This window comes from Rugamonas sp. DEMB1 (assembly GCF_029834475.1).
Taxonomy (GTDB): Bacteria; Pseudomonadota; Gammaproteobacteria; order Burkholderiales; family Burkholderiaceae_D; genus Rugamonas; species Rugamonas rubra.
Map to the genome: position 1 here is coordinate 4,953,889 of NZ_CP122407.1, position 16,995 is coordinate 4,970,883.

Annotated in this window: 19 protein-coding genes; 11 read left to right on the top strand and 8 right to left on the bottom strand. The window is 63.8% G+C overall.

All coding sequences use genetic code 11. The annotated features are described in order from the left end of the window. The first annotated feature begins 29 nt into the window (after positions 1-29). The 5 genes from QC826_RS22900 (at position 30) to QC826_RS22920 (ending at position 3,900) form a co-directional block, all read left to right on the top strand. Positions 30-1,226, top strand: a complete 1,197-nt coding sequence (locus QC826_RS22900) for a sensor histidine kinase (protein WP_279762608.1) — start codon at positions 30-32, stop codon at positions 1,224-1,226. After that, complete coding sequence (locus QC826_RS22905) at positions 1,223-2,086, top strand: LytR/AlgR family response regulator transcription factor (RefSeq protein ID WP_279762609.1); 864 nt, start codon at positions 1,223-1,225, stop codon at positions 2,084-2,086. Before QC826_RS22900 ends, QC826_RS22905 begins: the two co-directional genes overlap by 4 nt. A 213-nt stretch (positions 2,087-2,299) precedes the next feature. Then, positions 2,300-2,962 carry a PEP-CTERM sorting domain-containing protein gene (locus QC826_RS22910; RefSeq protein ID WP_279762610.1) on the top strand — a complete coding sequence of 221 codons (663 nt, stop codon included), beginning with the start codon at positions 2,300-2,302 and terminating at the stop codon, positions 2,960-2,962. Between the two features lie 206 nt (positions 2,963-3,168). Continuing rightward, positions 3,169-3,615, top strand: a complete 447-nt coding sequence (locus QC826_RS22915) for a hypothetical protein (protein WP_093387494.1) — start codon at positions 3,169-3,171, stop codon at positions 3,613-3,615. Between the two features lie 144 nt (positions 3,616-3,759). Beyond that, entirely contained in the window at positions 3,760-3,900 is a 141-nt protein-coding gene (locus QC826_RS22920) for a hypothetical protein (RefSeq protein ID WP_279762612.1), read from the top strand. 111 nt (positions 3,901-4,011) lie between these two features. Here QC826_RS22920 and QC826_RS22925 read toward each other — a convergent pair whose 3' ends face one another. From QC826_RS22925 to QC826_RS22960, 8 genes are all read right to left on the bottom strand, one after another. Further along, the gene (locus QC826_RS22925; protein WP_279762613.1) at positions 4,012-4,389 is read right to left on the bottom strand and encodes a membrane lipoprotein lipid attachment site-containing protein; all 378 of its coding nucleotides are present in this window, start codon (positions 4,387-4,389) and stop codon (positions 4,012-4,014) included. Between the two features lie 209 nt (positions 4,390-4,598). Then, positions 4,599-4,898: an energy transducer TonB gene (locus QC826_RS22930; protein WP_279762614.1), complete on the bottom strand. Its 300-nt coding sequence runs from the start codon at positions 4,896-4,898 to the stop codon at positions 4,599-4,601. A 99-nt stretch (positions 4,899-4,997) separates the two neighbouring features. Then, positions 4,998-5,336 (bottom strand): energy transducer TonB, encoded by a 339-nt coding sequence (locus QC826_RS22935; RefSeq protein ID WP_279762615.1) that lies wholly within the window; start codon positions 5,334-5,336, stop codon positions 4,998-5,000. A 129-nt stretch (positions 5,337-5,465) separates the two neighbouring features. Beyond that, a complete protein-coding gene (locus QC826_RS22940) occupies positions 5,466-7,220 on the bottom strand; it encodes a methyl-accepting chemotaxis protein (protein ID WP_279762616.1) in 1,755 nt (584 codons plus the stop codon). Positions 7,221-7,569: 349 nt separating this feature from the next. Next, complete coding sequence (dusA, locus tag QC826_RS22945) at positions 7,570-8,523, bottom strand: tRNA dihydrouridine(20/20a) synthase DusA (protein ID WP_409567897.1); 954 nt, start codon at positions 8,521-8,523, stop codon at positions 7,570-7,572. 943 nt (positions 8,524-9,466) lie between these two features. Then, positions 9,467-9,781 carry a hypothetical protein gene (locus QC826_RS22950; protein ID WP_279762618.1) on the bottom strand — a complete coding sequence of 105 codons (315 nt, stop codon included), beginning with the start codon at positions 9,779-9,781 and terminating at the stop codon, positions 9,467-9,469. Positions 9,782-10,050: 269 nt separating this feature from the next. Continuing rightward, positions 10,051-11,145 (bottom strand): type IV pilus twitching motility protein PilT, encoded by a 1,095-nt coding sequence (locus QC826_RS22955; protein ID WP_279762619.1) that lies wholly within the window; start codon positions 11,143-11,145, stop codon positions 10,051-10,053. Between the two features lie 166 nt (positions 11,146-11,311). Beyond that, positions 11,312-11,596, bottom strand: a complete 285-nt coding sequence (locus QC826_RS22960; protein ID WP_279762620.1) for a hypothetical protein — start codon at positions 11,594-11,596, stop codon at positions 11,312-11,314. A gap of 320 nt (positions 11,597-11,916) precedes the next feature. Between QC826_RS22960 and QC826_RS22965 the strand changes: the two genes are divergently transcribed. The 6 genes from QC826_RS22965 to QC826_RS22990 all read left to right on the top strand — a co-directional run bounded on the left by QC826_RS22965 (position 11,917) and on the right by QC826_RS22990 (position 16,937). Further along, positions 11,917-12,195: a TrbC/VirB2 family protein gene (locus QC826_RS22965; RefSeq protein ID WP_279762621.1), complete on the top strand. Its 279-nt coding sequence runs from the start codon at positions 11,917-11,919 to the stop codon at positions 12,193-12,195. Continuing rightward, positions 12,195-12,515, top strand: a complete 321-nt coding sequence (locus QC826_RS22970) for a VirB3 family type IV secretion system protein (RefSeq protein ID WP_279762622.1) — start codon at positions 12,195-12,197, stop codon at positions 12,513-12,515. The genes QC826_RS22965 and QC826_RS22970 overlap by 1 nt, the downstream gene beginning before the upstream one ends. Positions 12,516-12,524: 9 nt before the next feature. Next, a complete protein-coding gene (locus QC826_RS22975) occupies positions 12,525-14,729 on the top strand; it encodes a VirB4 family type IV secretion/conjugal transfer ATPase (RefSeq protein WP_279762623.1) in 2,205 nt (734 codons plus the stop codon). After that, positions 14,720-14,899 carry a hypothetical protein gene (locus QC826_RS22980; RefSeq protein WP_279762624.1) on the top strand — a complete coding sequence of 60 codons (180 nt, stop codon included), beginning with the start codon at positions 14,720-14,722 and terminating at the stop codon, positions 14,897-14,899. Before QC826_RS22975 ends, QC826_RS22980 begins: the two co-directional genes overlap by 10 nt. 3 nt (positions 14,900-14,902) lie before the next feature. Further along, positions 14,903-15,619 (top strand): type IV secretion system protein, encoded by a 717-nt coding sequence (locus tag QC826_RS22985; protein ID WP_279762625.1) that lies wholly within the window; start codon positions 14,903-14,905, stop codon positions 15,617-15,619. Positions 15,620-15,755: 136 nt separating this feature from the next. Next, the gene (locus tag QC826_RS22990; RefSeq protein ID WP_279762626.1) at positions 15,756-16,937 is read left to right on the top strand and encodes a type IV secretion system protein; all 1,182 of its coding nucleotides are present in this window, start codon (positions 15,756-15,758) and stop codon (positions 16,935-16,937) included. Positions 16,938-16,995 lie beyond the last annotated feature (58 nt).

Here is a 16,995-nt window from a genome sequence, read left to right on the forward strand (position 1 = left end):
CCTGCCGGCCGCTGCTATACTTCTCGCCCATGAACCCCGCCCCCGCCGCCACCTTCGACACGTTCGCCACGATGGCCACACCGGCAGCGCCCGATGCGCCGGCGGCCGGCGCGGCGCGCTGGCCCGACCGGCGCCAGATGCTGCGCCTGCTGGCCGTCAACCTGCTGGTGTGGGGCGTGCTGAGCGCGCTCGGCGCCGCCTCGTCCTACAGCGCCACGCTGCGCAACGGTGTCGGCAACTCCTATGCCGGCGATTTCTTCGCCTGGTGGCGCTGCACCATGGCGCAGGTGCTGCTGTGCTGCCTGCTGCACGCGCTGTTCACGCGCTGGCCGGCGCTGGTGGCGCGGCCGCGCCATATCGCGCTGGTGTTCGCCGCCACGCTGCTGGTGTTCTTTCCGCTCGACGTGATGTACGAAACCACCTACGGCATGCTGCTGGCCGGCCGCGCGCTGCACCTCGAGCGCATGCTTCAGGCCCTGGCCAGCATCCACAAGTTCGACTGGTTCGTCGACGTCGCCCTGACCTGCGGCAGCATCGGCGCGCAGGTCGCGCTGAGCATCTGGCGCCAGGGCAAAACCGACCAGCAGGCCCTGGCCCAGGCGGAGACCGACAACCTGCGCCTCAAGCTGGAGCTGGAACAACAGCGCATGCTGGCCCTGCGCGGCCAACTCGAACCGCACTTCATGTTCAACGCCCTCAACGCCATCAGCGCGCTGGTGCGCTCGGACGACAAGAAGGTGGCGCTGGCCGGCATCAACCGCCTCAGCGCGCTGCTGCGCTACGCCCTCACGGCGGCCGACCGCGACTGGGTCAGCGTCGACGAGGAGCTGGCCTTCGTGCGCGACTACCTGGCGCTGCAGCAGCTGCGCTACGGCGCCCGCCTGCGCGTCAGCATCGAGGGGGTCGACGCGCGCGTCGGCGCCATCGCCTGTCCGCCGCTGCTGCTGCAACCGCTGGTGGAGAACGCGCTGCGCCACGACCTCGACTGCCACACCGACGCCAGCGACATCCGCCTGCGCTTCCACATCGAGCGGCGCCAGCTGGCCGTGAGCATCTGCAATCCCTTGGCCGCCGCCCACGGCAGCAACCCCGGCCTGGGCCTCGGCCTGCGCCACACCGAGGCCAGCCTGCAGCTGGCCTTCGGCCCGCTCGCCGCGCTGCGCACCAGCGTGGACGCCGGCCGCTTCCGCGTCGAGCTGCGCCTGCCCTTGGCGGCGTCGGCATGAGCGCCGCCGCCAACGCCGATGCCGACGCCACCGCCGCGCCCGCCATGCCGCCGCTGCGCGCGCTGATCGTCGACGACGAGGAACCGGGCCGCGTCAATCTGCGCTACGCGCTGGCCGAGTATCCGCGCTGGCACCTGGCCGGCGAATGCGCCAGCGTGGCGGCGGCGCGCGCGCTACTGGCGGCCGAGCCGGTCGACCTGGTGCTGCTCGACGTGCAGATGCCGCGGGAGAACGGATTGGCCTTGGCGCGCGAGCTGTGCCAACTGGCCGAGCCGCCGCTGCTGGTCTTCGTCACCGCCTTCAACGCCTACGCCGTCGATGCCTTCGAGGTGCACGCCCTCGACTACCTGCTCAAGCCGATCGACGACCTGCGTCTGGCGCAGGCGCTGGAGCGCGCCGAGGCCATGTTGGCGCAGCGCCAGCGCGCCGCCTACGGCCAGGCGGTGCGCGCCTTCCTGGCGGCGCAGGACGCGGCGCGGCCGGCCGCGCCAGGCGGCGCCGGCCAAGCGGCCGCGCCGGCGGCGGAGCACTGGCGCCAGCTCAACGTGCGCTCGGTGGGCCGCATCGAATGCATCCAGCTCGACCAGGTGCACTGGATAGGCGCGGCCGGCAACTACGTCGAGCTGCACCTGGCCGGCCGCCTGGTGCTGCACCGCGTGCCGATCGGCCGGCTGGAGCGCCACCTCGATCCGCAACACTTCCTGCGCGTGCACCGTGGCGCCATCGTCCGCGTCGACCAGTTGCTGGCGCTCGCCGTGCTCGGCGACGGCAATTACGAGCTCAGCCTGCTCAGTGGCGCGCGCGTGCCGGTCAGCGAGCGCCATGTGCAGGCCTTGCGCCAGCGCATGGGCTGCGCCTGAGCACGCCGCCACCCCGGACAACATTTCCAGCCGATCAAGGCCGAATCGCGCTTTCATTTCCACACATCAATTTCATAACGAAATGCAATGTTTCGATAACACAATTGAAATATATATTTTCATCATCCTGTGTTTTTTGAAGTTTCCGGTGGTAATATTTAGGTATCGAAAAGCAATATATGTTTATCTAAAACAACTAACCGGGATATCCTCATGCGCACCTCCTTCATCCGCCTCGCCGCCGCCGCCACCCTGCTCGCCGCCGGCGCCGCCAACGCCGACACCAACCTGGTCGTCAACGGCAGCTTTGAAGCGCCGCTGATCAACACCGCCTGGACGCCGATCAGCGCCGTGCCGGGCTGGACCTCCTCGGCCGGCGGCAACTCGGCCTTCGAGATCCAGACCGACGGCGCCCACGGCGGTTACGGCGGCTTCAACAGCCACGCCGCCGACGGCCAGCAATACCTGGAACTGAACACCGACCGCCTGACCAGCGTCACGCAAAACATCGACACCGCCGGCCTGGCCAGCTACACCCTGTCGTTCGCCTACGCCGGCCGGCCGGACACGGCCAACGGCGCCACCAGCTCGATGAACGTCTACTGGGGCGGCCAGCTGCTCAACGCCAGCCCGCTGATCGGCCTGGTCAACAACAGCTGGAGCGTGTTCACCCTGTCCGGCCTGCACGCGGCCGGCGCCAGCACCGAACTGAAATTTGAATCGCTCGGCCCGGTCAGCTCGCCGACCTACGGTTCCTACCTGGACAACGTTTCTGTGACGGCAGCGGTGCCGGAACCGGAAACCTACGCCATGATGCTGCTGGGCATGGGCATCGTCGGCTTCATCGCGCGCCGCAAAAAAACCGCCAAAGCATAACAACAGCGCGTCGCCCGAAATGCCGTCCAGCTCGCGCTGGGCGGCATTTTTTTACTTCGAAGAAAAGTGCGCGAACGTTTCCAAGTGGCACTAGATTCCCGCTACAATGGGGATCGGCGTTGCGCTGTGCCGCAACGCGAATCCGCCTCCCACTTTTTATCGAACAGGAGCGTCGCGTCCGCCCGGACTTGCGGCCAGATCAGGACATGTCTCAAGAAAAAAACATCACCGAAGTGAGCACCTACGGCAAGGACACGCCGGTCGGCCGCCCCGACACCGACGGCCGCGCCGGCGTCTTCGTGCCCACCGGCGCCTTCGACCTGGAAAACACCACCACCATCCGCAAGGGCGCCGGCATCGTCGGCTACGGCAACCCGGACGGCTCGCTGACCGTCTACTTCGAGGCCAACCGCTTCGAGGACAGCAGCCTGCACAAATGGGAAAACAAGGCGCGCAAGGCCTACGACCGCATGGTCATGGGCGCGCCCACGGTGTCGAAGGCGAAGATGGACGCCAAGCTGGTCGAGCAGATCGGCATCATCGACGGCCGTGGCATCAACCTCAAGCTGCCCGACCGGCTGCAGCAGTGGCTGAGCGTGTCGGACGCGCTCGACACGGCGCCGGCCGAGGCCATCGTGCAGTGGCGTAAATAGCGCCGACGGCGCAGTTTTCCGCACGACGGGCGTTTGTCCTACAAGCGCTCGGACTTTTTGCCGATACAACAAACTTGTCACGACGGCTAAGCTGACGACTATCCTCGCGGTTTGCCCGCGAGCTCAGACGATCAGGAGTACGCCATGACTCGCTTGACCCACTTTCTCCCCCGCTGCATCCCGCTGTCGTATGGCGCGCTGGTGCTGGGACTGACCGGCGGCTCGACCTACCTGCTGTGCTCGGCCGAGGTGCTGAACGACGCCGCCCTGTTCCTCATCCATTGAGCTAGCCCCCCGTACAACGCATGCAACAATGCCCGCTGCGCCGACAGGCGGCAGCGGGCATTGTTGTGTGCGCGCCGAACGGCGGCGCCGTCGCCACAAGGGGCGCCGTTGTCAGCGGCGGCCGTGGTGGCCGTGGCCGTGGCCGTGGCCGTAGCGTCCCCGCCCGCCCCAACCGCAGCAGCGGTTGCCGAAGACGAAGTCGAGACCGATCGTCACCGGCGGGTAGTAATAGGACGGCGCGGCGTATACCGGTTGCTGCACGTACACGGGTTGTTGCACATACACGGTGCGCCCCTCGTACACGGGCTCGCTGCTGTACTCGACCCGCGACACGCCCTGCGACTGCACCGGTTCGCTCGACACCGTGTGCCACTGGTATGGATCGTAGGCCTGCGGCGCGCGGGCGCTGTAGTACACCGGACCGGCCGGCGCCACCGCGCAGCCGCTCAGCACCGCCACGGCGGCCAATGCGAATAGCATTTTTTTCATGATCGAATCTCCTCTTCCCATAGAATACTATAGGGAATCCGCACCCGCTTCGCCGCAGATTTACAGCTTGTTACACACCTCGGGGCAAGGCTACATGGGGCGGGGAGGAATGGTCCGGACGGACCGCAAGGCAGGGGCAAAGCAGGTACAAGGCGGGGCGGCGGCGGCGGCGGCGGCGGCCGCGCCGTGGCGGCGCCGCCGCGTTTGAATCAGTCCAGCTTCCAGGCGTAGTCGACCTTGGTCCAGGTCTCGGCGGCGGCGCCGTCCTTGGTGCCCGGCTTGAACTTGCAGGCGCTCAGGGCCTTGATGGCGGCCCGGTCGAGGTTCTTGAAGCCGCTGGTCTTTTCGACCTTGGAGTCGGCCACGGAACCGTCGGCCTTGATCAGGAACATCATCGAGACGGTGCCCTGTTCCTCGTTCATCAGCGAGGCCTTGGGATACTCGGCCTTGCAGTTCCTCGCATCGAAACTCGCCGGCACCTCGGCGGCGAAGGCGGCAGACGCACTCATGACGAGCACCGCTGCGACCACACTCAAGCAACGCTTATTTGTAGACATTTGATTTCCCCAAGTATTTTTAGACGAGTTTTATGCTGGCGATAAGATGAATTACAGTTTCCAGGCGTAGTCGACCTTCGCCCAGGTTTGCGCCACCGCGCCGTCCTTGGTGCCCGGCTTGAACTTGCAGGCGCTGATGGCCTTCACGGCGGCCTTGTCGAGGTTCTTGAAGCCGCTCGATTTTTCCACTTTCGATTCCATCACGCTGCCGTCGGCGGCGACCAGGAAGGCCATCGAGACGTTGCCCTGCTCTTCGTTCATCAACGACGCCTTTGGATACTCGGCGCGGCAGTTCTTGGCGTCGAACGAGGCCGGCACGTCGGCGGCGAAGGCGCTGGCGCCGGTGGCGATGAGGGCGGTGGCGATGATGCGGATGGAAATCTTTTTCATTTTTTGCAATTTTTCACTTATTTTTGATAACACGCTGTCCGCCGCGCCGTGGCGCGGCCCCGAACTACTTGATACTTGTTGATGCCGAACGATTGCTGGCCGGCCGCCCGGGGGCGGCCGGCGGGACGATTAGAACTCTTCCCACTCGTCGCTGGCGGCGGCCGTGCTGGCGGCGGCCTTGCGCGGCGCCGGCTTGGCGGCCGGCTTGGCGGCCGGCTTGGCGGCCGGCCTGACGGCCACGCTGCTGCCCAGCTTCCTGACCGGCGCGCGCGGGGCGATGGCGCGCACTGGCGCGCTGGCCATCGCCGACACGGCCGGCAGCACGCGTTGCTCGCCTTCGACCAGCTTGAAGATGCTGACCACGCGGGCCAGCTCGGAGGCCTGGTCCTGCAGGCTCTGCGCGGCGGCGGCGGCCTGTTCGACCAGCGCGGCGTTCTGCTGGGTCATGCTGTCCATCTCGATGATCGAGACGTTGACCTGTTCGATGCCGGCGCTCTGTTCCTGGCTGGCGTTGGCGATCTCGCTCATGATGTCAGTGACGCGGGCCACACTGGCGACCACCTCGTCCATGGTCACGCCGGCCTGGCCGACCAGCTTGGTGCCGGCGCCGACTTTTTCCACCGAGTCGTCGATCAGCATCTTGATTTCCTTGGCCGCGCCGGCCGAACGCTGGGCCAGGTTGCGCACTTCCGACGCCACCACGGCGAAGCCGCGGCCTTGTTCGCCGGCACGGGCCGCCTCGACGGCGGCGTTCAGCGCCAGGATGTTGGTCTGGAAGGCGATGCCGTCGATCACGCCGATGATGTCGACGATCTTCTTGGCCGAGGCGTCGATCGAGCTCATCGTGTCAACCACCTGCGACACCACGGCGCCGCCCTTGCGCGCCACGTCCGAGGCGGTGGCGGCCAACTGGTTGGCTTCGCGGGCGTTGTCGGCGTTCTGTTTCACGGTCGAGGTCAGCTCTTCCATCGCCGAGGCGGTCTTCTCCAGCGAGCTGGCCTGCATCTCGGTGCGCGACGACAGGTCGATGTTGCCGGCGGCGATCTCGCGCGAGGCGGTGCCGATGGTCTCGGTGCCGGTGCGCACCTGGCCGACGATGTCGACCAGGCTGTCGCGCATTTCCTTCATTTCGGCCAGCAGGCTGTCCTTGTCGCTGACGTCGGTGTCGATGACGACCGACAGGTCGCCGTTGGCGATGGCGCCGGCGATGCTGGCGGTGTAGTCGGGCTCGCCGCCGAGCTGCTTGAGCAGGCCGCGGGTGATGACGATGGCGGCGGCCACGCTGATCACCACGGCCAGCGCGCCGAGCAGGATCATGAAGGTGCGGGCGCTGTTGAAGCCTTCGGCGGCCTCGGTCTGCACCTGGGCGTTGAGTTTTTCCTCCAACGCGGCCAACTGGTCCAGCGCGGTCATCCACTTGGTCTGCACCGGACGGATTTCCTTGATCAGCACCTTGGTGGCATCCATCGCCTGGTTGGCCATCCACAGCTCGGACGCCTTGGCGATGGCCGGCACGGCGGCGGCATCCAATTCCTTGATCTGGGCCAGCAGCGCCTTCTCTTCCGCCGTCGATTCCAGGGCGAACTGGTCGCTCAGTTTCTTCTGCGTGTCGGCGTATTTGCCGGCCAGCTCCTTGATGCGGGCCATGTCTTTTTCCATGTCGCTGGCATCGCTCATCAGGGTCAGGATGCGCAGCGCGGTGATGCGGTCGTTGACGTTGGTGCGCATGTCGAGCACCAGGCGGGTGACGACGTTGTTGACGCCGACCACGTGGTCGAGCCGGTCCTGGATCTGCGCCATGCGGGCGATACCCACCACCGTGACGGCGACCAGAAATACCAGCACCAACGCGAATCCGAGCCCCAGGCGTGTGCCAACCTTCATTTTTGCTAAATTCATTTCGTCTCTTCGTAAGTGACACAATTGATAAAAGTGCCTCGGAATGCCGTCGTCTTGTGCACGAAGCGCCCCACCGGCCCTTGATACTAAGCAATATCTGTGCACAGTAGCAAACTATGACTGCGAATGCAAAATAAGCGGCCCCACCGGCCGCTTAGCTGTAGTTTCTACGTCGCCTACACAATCGGGGAACGGTGGATATGTGTGTATATTGTGAAATTATAGATGCAAGTTTTGCCTCAAAGCAAGCATTTCCTGCCTCAATTTTACGCAAGCGAACTTTCTTTATGGAAAGAACGCGCGTGCCGTCGTTTGCACTGCCGAAGGCCGGTTTTTACGTGCTTTGGCGCAGTCGCGCCGCCGCTTCGAGCAGCAAACGGGGGTCGCCGGCGGCCAGTTTTTTCGCGTCCGACAGGGTCTGGCGGAAGCCGCGCGCGCCCGGCAAACCCTGCATCAGCCCCAGCATGTGGCGGGTGATCGAGTTGAGCTTCAGGCCGCGCGCCCCTTCTTGGTGCAAGCGCGCCTCAATGTAGGGCAGCATCGCCTCGAGCACCTGCTCGCGGCTCGGCACCGGCGTGTCGGCGCCGTAGTAGCGCTGGTCGAAGTCGGCCATCAGGTAGGGGTTGTGGTAGGCCTCGCGGCCCAGCATGACGCCGTCGACGTGGGCCAGGTGCAGGTCGATCTCGGCCGTCGTCTTGATGCCGCCGTTGATGATGATTTCGAAGTCAGGAAAATCGCGCTTGAGCCGGTAGGCGAACTCGTACTTGAGCGGCGGCACCTCGCGGTTCTCCTTGGGCGACAGCCCCTTGAGGATGGCGTTGCGGGCGTGCACGATGAAGGTGCGGCAGCCGGCCTCGGCCACCGTGCCGACGAAGTCGCGCACGAAGTCGTAGCTCTCGCCCTGGTCGATGCCGACGCGGTGCTTGACGGTGACGTCGATGCCGACGGCGTCGCGCATGGCCTTGACGCAGTCGGCCACCAGTTGCGGCTCGGCCATCAGGCAGGCGCCGAAGGCGCCCTTCTGCACCCGCTCGGAGGGGCAGCCGCAGTTCAGGTTGACCTCGTCGTAGCCCCACTTCTCGCCCAGCTTGGCGCTGGTGGCCAGGTCGGCCGGGTCGCTGCCGCCCAGTTGCAGGGCCACCGGGTGCTCCTCGTCGTTGAAGCGCAGGTGGCGCTCGACGTCGCCGTAGACCAGCGCGCCGGTGGTCACCATCTCGGTGTAGAGCCAGGTGTGGCGGCTGATGTGGCGGTGGAACACGCGGCAGTGGCGGTCGGTCCAGTCCATCATCGGGGCCACCGAAATGCGCCGGCCCGGCACGCCGTTCACGGTCGGGGCGGAAGTCTTGTTGTTTGATTCAGCATTCATATTGATTCACGTTGTAGCACTGGTCACGATTGGAAACGGCCGCGCGCAAGCAGGGGCTTGCGCATCGGCTGGGGAGGTCTGGGCGGGCAAGGGCCGCCCCGCCGGCCCCGGGATTGGGCAGGTCTAGCCGACGCCGGGCCTGGGCCGCGTCGGCGATGCTGGCATATGGTTCCGGCGGAAAACCAGCGGCGCTGTCCTGCCGCCGTCGCGGATCGCATGAAGGTGGTGTTGCCGCGCCGACGCCACGCCGCTCACGCTGGCGTGCCCGGCGCCGGGCCAATGTCGGAAATTATAAACCGGCCGCGCGCCGCCGTTCCGTTAATCGGTATTTTTTCTCCCGGAGCAGCAATTCTTCGTGGTGCGGAATTCTGCGAGTCCGGGACCGAGCGGGAACCGCCACAGCCGCAGCGCCACCCATGTGGTACACCCCGTTCACCAAAGAAAACCACCATGGAATATACCCGGCATAAACCGTTCCGTTCCCTGCTCGACTTCGTCAAGCACAGGATAGAATTGCACAAGGCAAGTAAGCCGCGAACCAAAGAGCAGCTGGCGATGTACAATTTCAAGAGGTCGCCCCCGAAATCGACGATGGACCTTTCGGACAGCGACGACAAGACTGCAGTCATTACGCTGGCCAAGGCTCTGGACCATAAAAAAATCGCCAAATTCATGAAGAAGTACCCCAGCGGCGACGCCGACCTGTACTTCCAAACACTCGACAGGCGGAACATGCGTGTGACCACCTCCGAGCCAAACCCGTCGGGTCCGCGAATCAGGCATGAAGATACGCTGTATTCTTTCGCGGGGAGTGAATTTGGCAAGAAAATGACCAAGGCAGTTACTGACGTTATCGCAGAGAAAATCAAACAGTATAAAGACTTGGATGAAAATCTCGCTGCTTCAAAAGGGCCGCAGCATCAGCCCCAACAGTTGCAGCAGCTGGAGCAACAGCAGCAGAAGCAGCTGGAGCAACGACAGCAGAAGCAGCTGGAGCAACGACAGCAGCAGCTGGAGCAACAGCAGCAACAGCAGCAACAACCGCAACCGCAGTTGCAGATGCAGATGCTGATGCAGATACTGCAGCAGCAGCAAATTCAGTTGCAACAGTTACAACTACAATTACAGCAACAGCAACAGCAACAGCAACAGCAACAGCAACTGCCTCAGCGAGATACATTTAGGAATCAGTATTTCGACCGGTCCGCCCCTGTCAATCACGATTTTCTTCCACCGCAGGTAGCGCAAATACCGCTGGTACCGCGAGATCAGGGGCCGGTTTTTTCTCCAGAGAGTCCGCAAAACACGGCGCTCCCCCCCCCCCACGCCGGAACTCGCGCATGGACAATATGTATCCCGCTGAAACATCGACGTCACTCGCCACAACGAACGAAAAAAAACCGCCGGCAACATGCCGGCGGTTTTTGGGCTGGCATCGAAGCCGCCGCGCTAGCGCAGGTTGTTGAGCAGCTCGTGCAGTTCGAGCCGGTTGTAGGCCGCCCGCATGGCGTCTTTGGCGGTGACGGTCTTGCGGGTGACCAGTTGCGCCAGCACCTCGTTGAGGCCGCGCGACATATTGTCCTCCTTGCGGCGCAGGAACTCGGCGATCTGCTGCATCTTCTCCGGGTCGACGATGTAGGGCGCGGCCTGCTGGTTGTGGTTGCAGATCATCTCGCTGGCCAGCACGAACTCGTCGCCGCTCTCGGTGGGCAGCAGGCTCTGGTAGATGATGCCGACCAGCGCGTTGGCCAGCATGGCCGCGCGCTGGGCGCGCTGCTCCGGCGAGAAGAAGGCCAGCAGCTTGGTGATCGCGCTCGCCGCGCTGCTGGTGTGCATGGTCGCCAGCACCAGGTGGCCCGATTCGCCGGCGTGCAGCACGGTGTCGGCCGTGTCGAAGTCGCGGATCTCGCCCACCATCAGGATGTCCGGCTTCTGCCGCAGCGCCTCGCGCAGGCCGGACGAGAAACTGGCCGTGTCGGTCGGCACCTCCTTCTGGGAAATGATCGACTGCCTGCGCTGCAACTGGTACTCGATCGGTTCTTCGATGGTGATGATGTGGGCGTTGCGGGTGGCGTTCAGATGGTCGAGCATCGAGGCGATCGTGGTGGTCTTGCCGGACCCCGTCGGGCCGGTCACCAGGATGATGCCCTTGCTGGCCTCCAGCAGCGTCTTGACGTAATGCGGCAGGCCGGTCTTGTCCAGCGCCAGCGGCTGCAGCGGCAGGCGGCGGATCGAAACCGCCACCTTCTCGCCGCAGGACATGCGGTACACATTGCAACGCAGCCGGCAGGAGGTCAGCACCACCGGCCGGTCGATCGCGCCTTCGACGATCTTGTCCTCCCAGTCCAGGTCGATGCTGGCCAGCAGTGGCAGCATCTCCTCGCGGTGCACCGGGCGCGCATCGAGCTGCTGCCAGCCGCGCGGGGTCTTGAGCATGGGCGCCGCGCCCTGCTCGATATGGATGTCCGAAAAAGTCTGGCCGGCGTTGATCAGCTCGACGATTTCCTGCAACAAGTCGCGCGCGGCGACGATTTCCTGAGACATGAATGACCCTGAGTTGGCAAGCCAGCCCCGGCCAATGGGGCCGGGACTGAAAGATGGAAAATGTCACCACGCTGCGGCGCGGCGCCCGTCGACGAGCGGCCAACTCCACCGCGCGCGGCTCATTTGCGCAATTCTACTGAATTGCCAGCGAAAAAAATCTCAACAATTATGACCGCGCCCGCCAGTTGCCGGAGGTGGAGGCCCAGCGCGCCGGCCAGTCCACCGCGCTGTGCGCGGCGATTGCGGCGCGTCTTGCGCTCGCCAGCCGCTGTTGCCGCTCATCCGAGCCGCCCGCCATGCCGTCCCGCGAATTGTCCCGCGAATTGTCCCGTCTATTGTCCCGCTTACCGTCCCGCGTATCGTCCCGCTTGCGGTGCCGCTTGCCGTGCCGGCCGCCGTCCCATGGGCCGCCGGCGCCATCGTGGCCGGCATACAACAAGTCTTCAACCATCGCATTTCCCCTTTTGAGGCCATTTCAAGAGACCCGCCGCCCCACAGATAAGTAACCATCGAAGGTGCGTTGTTTACCGAACTCATCATCGTCGCTCCCTGCCTAAGTGTGCGGTCGAGACCGCTCGGGCCTTCCTGGGCCGGCTGAACATGAGTGGCCGGTACGGGGGCGCAGTTCCCGCCGCCGCCGGCGACACGCGGCGGCGCGGCGCGGCACAAAAAAATGGAACCGGATGCCGGTCCGCCGCGACATATCGGCAAATGCTCCGCGCCACGGCGGGACGCAATCTCAATCCTCAACACAACCACCATGGAGCAACCATGAAAAACCTGAAGTCCGCATTGATCCTCGCCATGTTGTCGGCCTTTTCCAGCCCCGCCTTCGCCCAGTTGGACAAAGGCAAGACCATGCTGGAAACCGTCTCCAAGTGGATGACCGGCATCGGCGCCGTCGTGGTCACCATCGCCTTGATGTTCGTCGGCTTCCGGATGGTCTTCCAGGCGGCCGAGTGGAAGGACGTCGCCCCCGTGTTCTGGGGCGGCGTGGTCATTGGCGGCGCCTCGGGCATCGCCACCATGCTGATCGGCGGCGGGACGTAATGCACAACCGCGACATGATCTTCAAGGGCGCCACCCGCCCGGCCATGATGGCCGGCGTGCCCATCGTGCCCTTCATCGTGGTGGTCGGCATCCATTTGATGTTGGCGGTCTGGGCAATGATCCTGGTCAACCTGTTCGCCTCCTTCGTGATCCTGATGGCCTGCGTGCTGTGCGTCCTCCTGCTGCGCCATATCAGCGCGCAGGACGACCAGCGCCTCAACCAATACCTGCTGCGCATGAAGAGCGTCGCCGGCAGAAGAAACGCCGCGCATTGGGGCGCGCACAGCATCGCCCCCACCGACTACACGAAAAGAAAATAGGGTATTCCCATGACAGCAAGCCAGAGCATCGCCGCGCTGGAGGACACCGCCAGCCGCCACCTGCCCTTCTCCGCCCGCCTGACCGACAGCATCGTCTCGACCAGGAACGGCGACTACATGAGCACCTGGGCCATCGGCGGCCTGTCGTTCGAGGGGCTCAACGACGACGAGGCCTACGCCAAAATGGAGTCGCTCAACCTCCTGGTGCGCAGCCTGTCGAACGGCAAGTACGCCTTCTGGATACACCGCATCCGCCGCGCCACCGCGGACCAGCTGAGCATTCCCGCACACGGCTTCGCGCACGACCTGGTCAAAAAATACTATGCGACGCTGGCGGCCGGCGGCCTGATGTCGACCGAAATCTATCTGACGATCATCCACCGTCCCTTCCCGCAGAAGTCGGGCAAGCTGATCGGCCGCCTGGGCAAGACCCGGCAGGACATCGAACAAGCGGAAACCGTGGTCGTCGATGTCATGGAAAACCTGCACCAGCAGGTCAGCCGCACCCTGGCCGCCTACGCGCCGGAGCGGCTGGAGGAATATACGCACAAGGGCATCGCCTACAGCCGCCAGCTGGAGTTCTACGGCTATCTGATCAACGGCCACTGGTGGCGCGTGCCGGTGAAAAACCTGCCCCTGTACAAATACCTGGCCACCGCGCGCGTGCTGTTCGGCAACGAGGTGATGGAGACCAGGGACACCCACGGCTCGGTCTTCTCGGCCTTCGTCGACATCAAGGACTATGCCGACTTTTCCGACCCCGGCATCCTCAACACCATGCTCGGCCTGCCCTTCGAGTATGTCGAAACCCAGTCCTTCTCGCCCATGCACACGCTGGACGCGCGCGCCGCGCTGAACCTGCAGCGCAAGCGCATGATCAGCGCCGACGACAATTCGCTGAGCCAGCTGGAACAACTCGACGAGGCGATGGACGGCGTCGCCAGCGGCAGCTTCGCGCTGGGCGAGTACCACTACCTGATGCAGGTCAAGTCGCCCACCAGCGACGGCGTCAAGGCGGCCCGCTCCACCGCCATCGAGGCCCTGCAGAACGCCGGCTTCCTCGGCGTGCCGCTGGACCTGGTGATCGACCACGCCTACCTGTCGCAGCTGCCGGCCAACTGGCGCTCGCGGCCGCGCTCGGCGCACCTGAGCTCGCGCAATTTTTCCGGCCTGTGCTCGATGCACAACTTCAACCTCGGCAAGCGCGACGGCAATCCCTGGGGCGAGGCCGTCACCGTGCTGCGCTCGCCGGCCTCGCAGCCGGTCTACTTCAATTTCCACAGCACCCCGGACGACGAGGACTCGACCGCCAAATCGGCGCTGGGCAACTGCCAGATCATCGGCCAGTCGGGCGGCGGCAAAACGGTGCTGGCCCTGTTCCTGATGATGAACCTGTACAAGTACGGCACCCAGGTGGTCTTCTTCGACAAGGACCGCGGCGCCGAGATCGCCATCCGCGCCGCCGGCGGCCGCTACCTGTCGCTGCAACGCGGCCGGCCGACCGGCTTCAATCCCTTCGAAGATGGAGCCCAGCGAGGGCAACATCCTGTTCTGGGACGACCTGGTCAAGTTCTGCTCGCTGCTGTCCAACGCGCCCCACACGCCGCGCGAGGAGGCCGAGATCTCGCACGCCGTGCGCGCCGTCGCGCTGCTGCCGACCGCGCTGCGCGGTTTCGAGGCGGTGGTGCAGAACCTGCCCAACGTCGACGCCAACAGCGTGGCGCAAAGGCTGAAGAAATGGTGCGCCGCCGGCGCGCTGGGCTGGGCGCTCGACTGCGACGAGGCAACCTGCTCAGTTTCGACGACGGCCGCAGCTACGGCTTCGACTACACGGAAATCCTCGACGACGCGCTGACCTGCCCCGCCGTCATGATGTATCTGATGTTCCGCATCGAGAACCTGATCGACGGCCGCCGCTTCGCCTTCTTCATGGACGAGTACTGGAAGGCTCTGTCGATCTCCTATTTCGAGGACTTCGCCAAGAACAAGCAAAAGACCATCCGCAAGCAGAACGGCTTCGGCGTGTACATGACCCAGAGCCCGTCCGACACCCTGCGCAGCCCGATCGCGCGGGCGCTGATCGAACAGACCGCCACCTTCATCTTCCTGCCCAATCCGACCGCCGACTACCAGGACTATGTCGAGGGCTTCAAGTTGAGCGAGACGGAGTTCGAATTGATCAGGGCCTGGAGGAGAACTCCAGGATGTTCCTGATCAAGCAGGGCAACAGGGTGTGCGTCGCGATGCTCGACTTGAACGGCTTCGACGACGAACTGAAAATCCTCTCCGGCACCACGGCCAATGTCGAAAAACTCGACGGACTGCGGGCCAGACTGGGTGACGATCCGGCCAATTGGATGGCCTCATTTTTAAAAAAGGGATAGACCATGAACGCAAGAAAACTTCTGCTGGCCGCCGCGCTGCTGGGCGGCGTCTCCTCCTGCGCCACGGTGGGGGCGGAAACCTACGACGTGTTTGACCGGGAAAACAACAAGGCGCTGCTGGAGCAGTCCAAGAAAATGGACCAGACATTGAAGACGTTGAAGGGCAACAAAGACATGGGCAAGCTGGAGCCCGGCATCGCGCGCCACGTCCTGCCCGACGATTTCCAACTGCAATTCCAGCTGATGCGCAAGTCGCTGTTCGCCGCCGAACTGAAGGGGAACGCACAGATGAAAACCGCGAAGGAAATATTTTCGACAGTAAACACATTCGGCTGCGCCGAGCGCTTGAAGGACAAGAAGAAATACAAGAGTGAGATGACGGCGGCCTGCCAAGCGATCGAACTGGCCGCGCCGCTCGCCTTGGCGACGCTGAACGAGGCGACCATGAAAGCCAAGAACCGGATGGAAAACATTCAAAACATGATGACGGCGATTGATCAGGACGAAGGCGACCTGAAACGCAGCGCGGACTTGTCGGCGCGTATCCAGGCCGAGATGGCGATGCTACAGAACGAAAAAATGCTGATCGACATGGCCATGCAAACCCATGCCCAGCAACTGGCCCTGAGCCGCGACTACTACATGCAATGGAAAGCCAGGGAGGTGAAGGAGCAACTGGTCGACAAGAAGGACGGCGTTTCCATCTTCGGCAACGATTGAGGAAAAGCCGGGGAGCGTTGCTTTTCCATATGTCATGAACGCGGCCGCCGGCCGCGCCACCAGGTGCCGGCGCGCTCGGCAACATGTTCACCGTCAGGCATGCGACACCCACTCTTATTGAAGCATTGGAAAAACAATGGCCTATACCCTATTCACGAATCTAGCCACCCCCATCCTGGAGTACTCGCGGGGATTCACCGAGCTCAGCAACAATCTGATCAAGCTGGTCACGCCCGTCGTGTTGGCCGGCTTTACCATCGTCATCGCCTGGCAGGGCTTCAACATCATCCGCGGCGCCGGCGGCCAGAACCATTTTCTCGATCTATTCGCCAAATCGGTGCGCACCTTCCTGGTTTTGAGCCTGTGTCTGACCTCGGCGACCTACTCCACCTATGTGGTGGACATCGTCAAGGAACTGCGCAGGGAGGTCATCAACAGCCTGCCCACCACCGCCAAGATCATCGACGGCGATGGCGCGGGCGAGTACAAACGCATCGACAAGACCATGGACAGCGTCACCAAGGCCTTCGACATCATCATTGAATGGTCGAAGGACCATATCGACTTCAACATCTTCTGGGGTTTCGATCTGAGCGGGATCGTCGGCTTTATCGCGGCGGCGGTGATTTACCTGATGATGCTGATCTTTTGCGCCACGGCGATGGTGAATCTATTGGTGATCGATTTCTCCTTGAACATCGTGTATGGCCTCGGCCCCTTGTTCGTCGCCTGCCTGGCATTCGAGAGCACCCAACGCTACTTCGACACCTGGCTGGGCGCCGTGCTCAAATACATGTTCACCGTGATCGTGATTTTTTGTGTCCTTGCGATGTCGGTTGGCATCATCGAAGGCTTCTCCATCAAGCTGGCCAACAACATACACAACAGTAACTTCATCGCCACCATGTGGGGCGCGATCGCCGCCTGCGGCGTGATGATCCTGATCCTCATCAACGCCCCCGGCATCGCCAGCGACCTGGCCGGCGGCCTCTCCTTGAACCTGGTCGGCCCGGCCAGAACCGCCCAACTGGCGACCGGCGCGGCAAAAACAGCCACCGGTGTGGCCAGCAGCATTGTGAAAGGGACCGCCGGCGCCGCCGCCTTCGGCGTGGGCAAATACGGCAATACGGCAAGGGGATCGGCCATCAAGAATTCGGCCGGCGCCCAGAATTTCGCCCGCGCCGTCAACGGCATACGCAATTTCAGCAAGGCCGTGTCCGGCACCGGCCCCAACGGTTCGCGGGCGAATAGCCGGATCGGCAACGCCTATCGACGCGCCACGACGAAGCCGCCGACCAAAGATACGCCGGCAGAGTAGCCCCCCCCCCCCCCCCCCCCCCCCCATCCAAATGAGCTTGACTATGAAAACACTTTTA

What these genes read in the sequence shown, in the direction of transcription:
- QC826_RS22900 (WP_279762608.1), top strand. Translation starts at nt 30, where the DNA reads ATGAACCCCGCCCCCGCCGCCACCTTCGACACGTTCGCCACGATGGCC.
- QC826_RS22905 (WP_279762609.1), top strand. Translation starts at nt 1,223, where the DNA reads ATGAGCGCCGCCGCCAACGCCGATGCCGACGCCACCGCCGCGCCCGCC.
- QC826_RS22910 (WP_279762610.1), top strand. Translation starts at nt 2,300, where the DNA reads ATGCGCACCTCCTTCATCCGCCTCGCCGCCGCCGCCACCCTGCTCGCC.
- QC826_RS22915 (WP_093387494.1), top strand. Translation starts at nt 3,169, where the DNA reads ATGTCTCAAGAAAAAAACATCACCGAAGTGAGCACCTACGGCAAGGAC.
- QC826_RS22920 (WP_279762612.1), top strand. Translation starts at nt 3,760, where the DNA reads ATGACTCGCTTGACCCACTTTCTCCCCCGCTGCATCCCGCTGTCGTAT.
- QC826_RS22925 (WP_279762613.1), bottom strand. Translation starts at nt 4,389, where the DNA reads ATGAAAAAAATGCTATTCGCATTGGCCGCCGTGGCGGTGCTGAGCGGC.
- QC826_RS22930 (WP_279762614.1), bottom strand. Translation starts at nt 4,898, where the DNA reads ATGAGTGCGTCTGCCGCCTTCGCCGCCGAGGTGCCGGCGAGTTTCGAT.
- QC826_RS22935 (WP_279762615.1), bottom strand. Translation starts at nt 5,336, where the DNA reads ATGAAAAAGATTTCCATCCGCATCATCGCCACCGCCCTCATCGCCACC.
- QC826_RS22940 (WP_279762616.1), bottom strand. Translation starts at nt 7,220, where the DNA reads ATGAAGGTTGGCACACGCCTGGGGCTCGGATTCGCGTTGGTGCTGGTA.
- dusA (WP_409567897.1), bottom strand. Translation starts at nt 8,523, where the DNA reads ATGATGGACTGGACCGACCGCCACTGCCGCGTGTTCCACCGCCACATC.
- QC826_RS22950 (WP_279762618.1), bottom strand. Translation starts at nt 9,781, where the DNA reads ATGTATCTCGCTGAGGCAGTTGCTGTTGCTGTTGCTGTTGCTGTTGCT.
- QC826_RS22955 (WP_279762619.1), bottom strand. Translation starts at nt 11,145, where the DNA reads ATGTCTCAGGAAATCGTCGCCGCGCGCGACTTGTTGCAGGAAATCGTC.
- QC826_RS22960 (WP_279762620.1), bottom strand. Translation starts at nt 11,596, where the DNA reads ATGGTTGAAGACTTGTTGTATGCCGGCCACGATGGCGCCGGCGGCCCA.
- QC826_RS22965 (WP_279762621.1), top strand. Translation starts at nt 11,917, where the DNA reads ATGAAAAACCTGAAGTCCGCATTGATCCTCGCCATGTTGTCGGCCTTT.
- QC826_RS22970 (WP_279762622.1), top strand. Translation starts at nt 12,195, where the DNA reads ATGCACAACCGCGACATGATCTTCAAGGGCGCCACCCGCCCGGCCATG.
- QC826_RS22975 (WP_279762623.1), top strand. Translation starts at nt 12,525, where the DNA reads ATGACAGCAAGCCAGAGCATCGCCGCGCTGGAGGACACCGCCAGCCGC.
- QC826_RS22980 (WP_279762624.1), top strand. Translation starts at nt 14,720, where the DNA reads ATGTTCCTGATCAAGCAGGGCAACAGGGTGTGCGTCGCGATGCTCGAC.
- QC826_RS22985 (WP_279762625.1), top strand. Translation starts at nt 14,903, where the DNA reads ATGAACGCAAGAAAACTTCTGCTGGCCGCCGCGCTGCTGGGCGGCGTC.
- QC826_RS22990 (WP_279762626.1), top strand. Translation starts at nt 15,756, where the DNA reads ATGGCCTATACCCTATTCACGAATCTAGCCACCCCCATCCTGGAGTAC.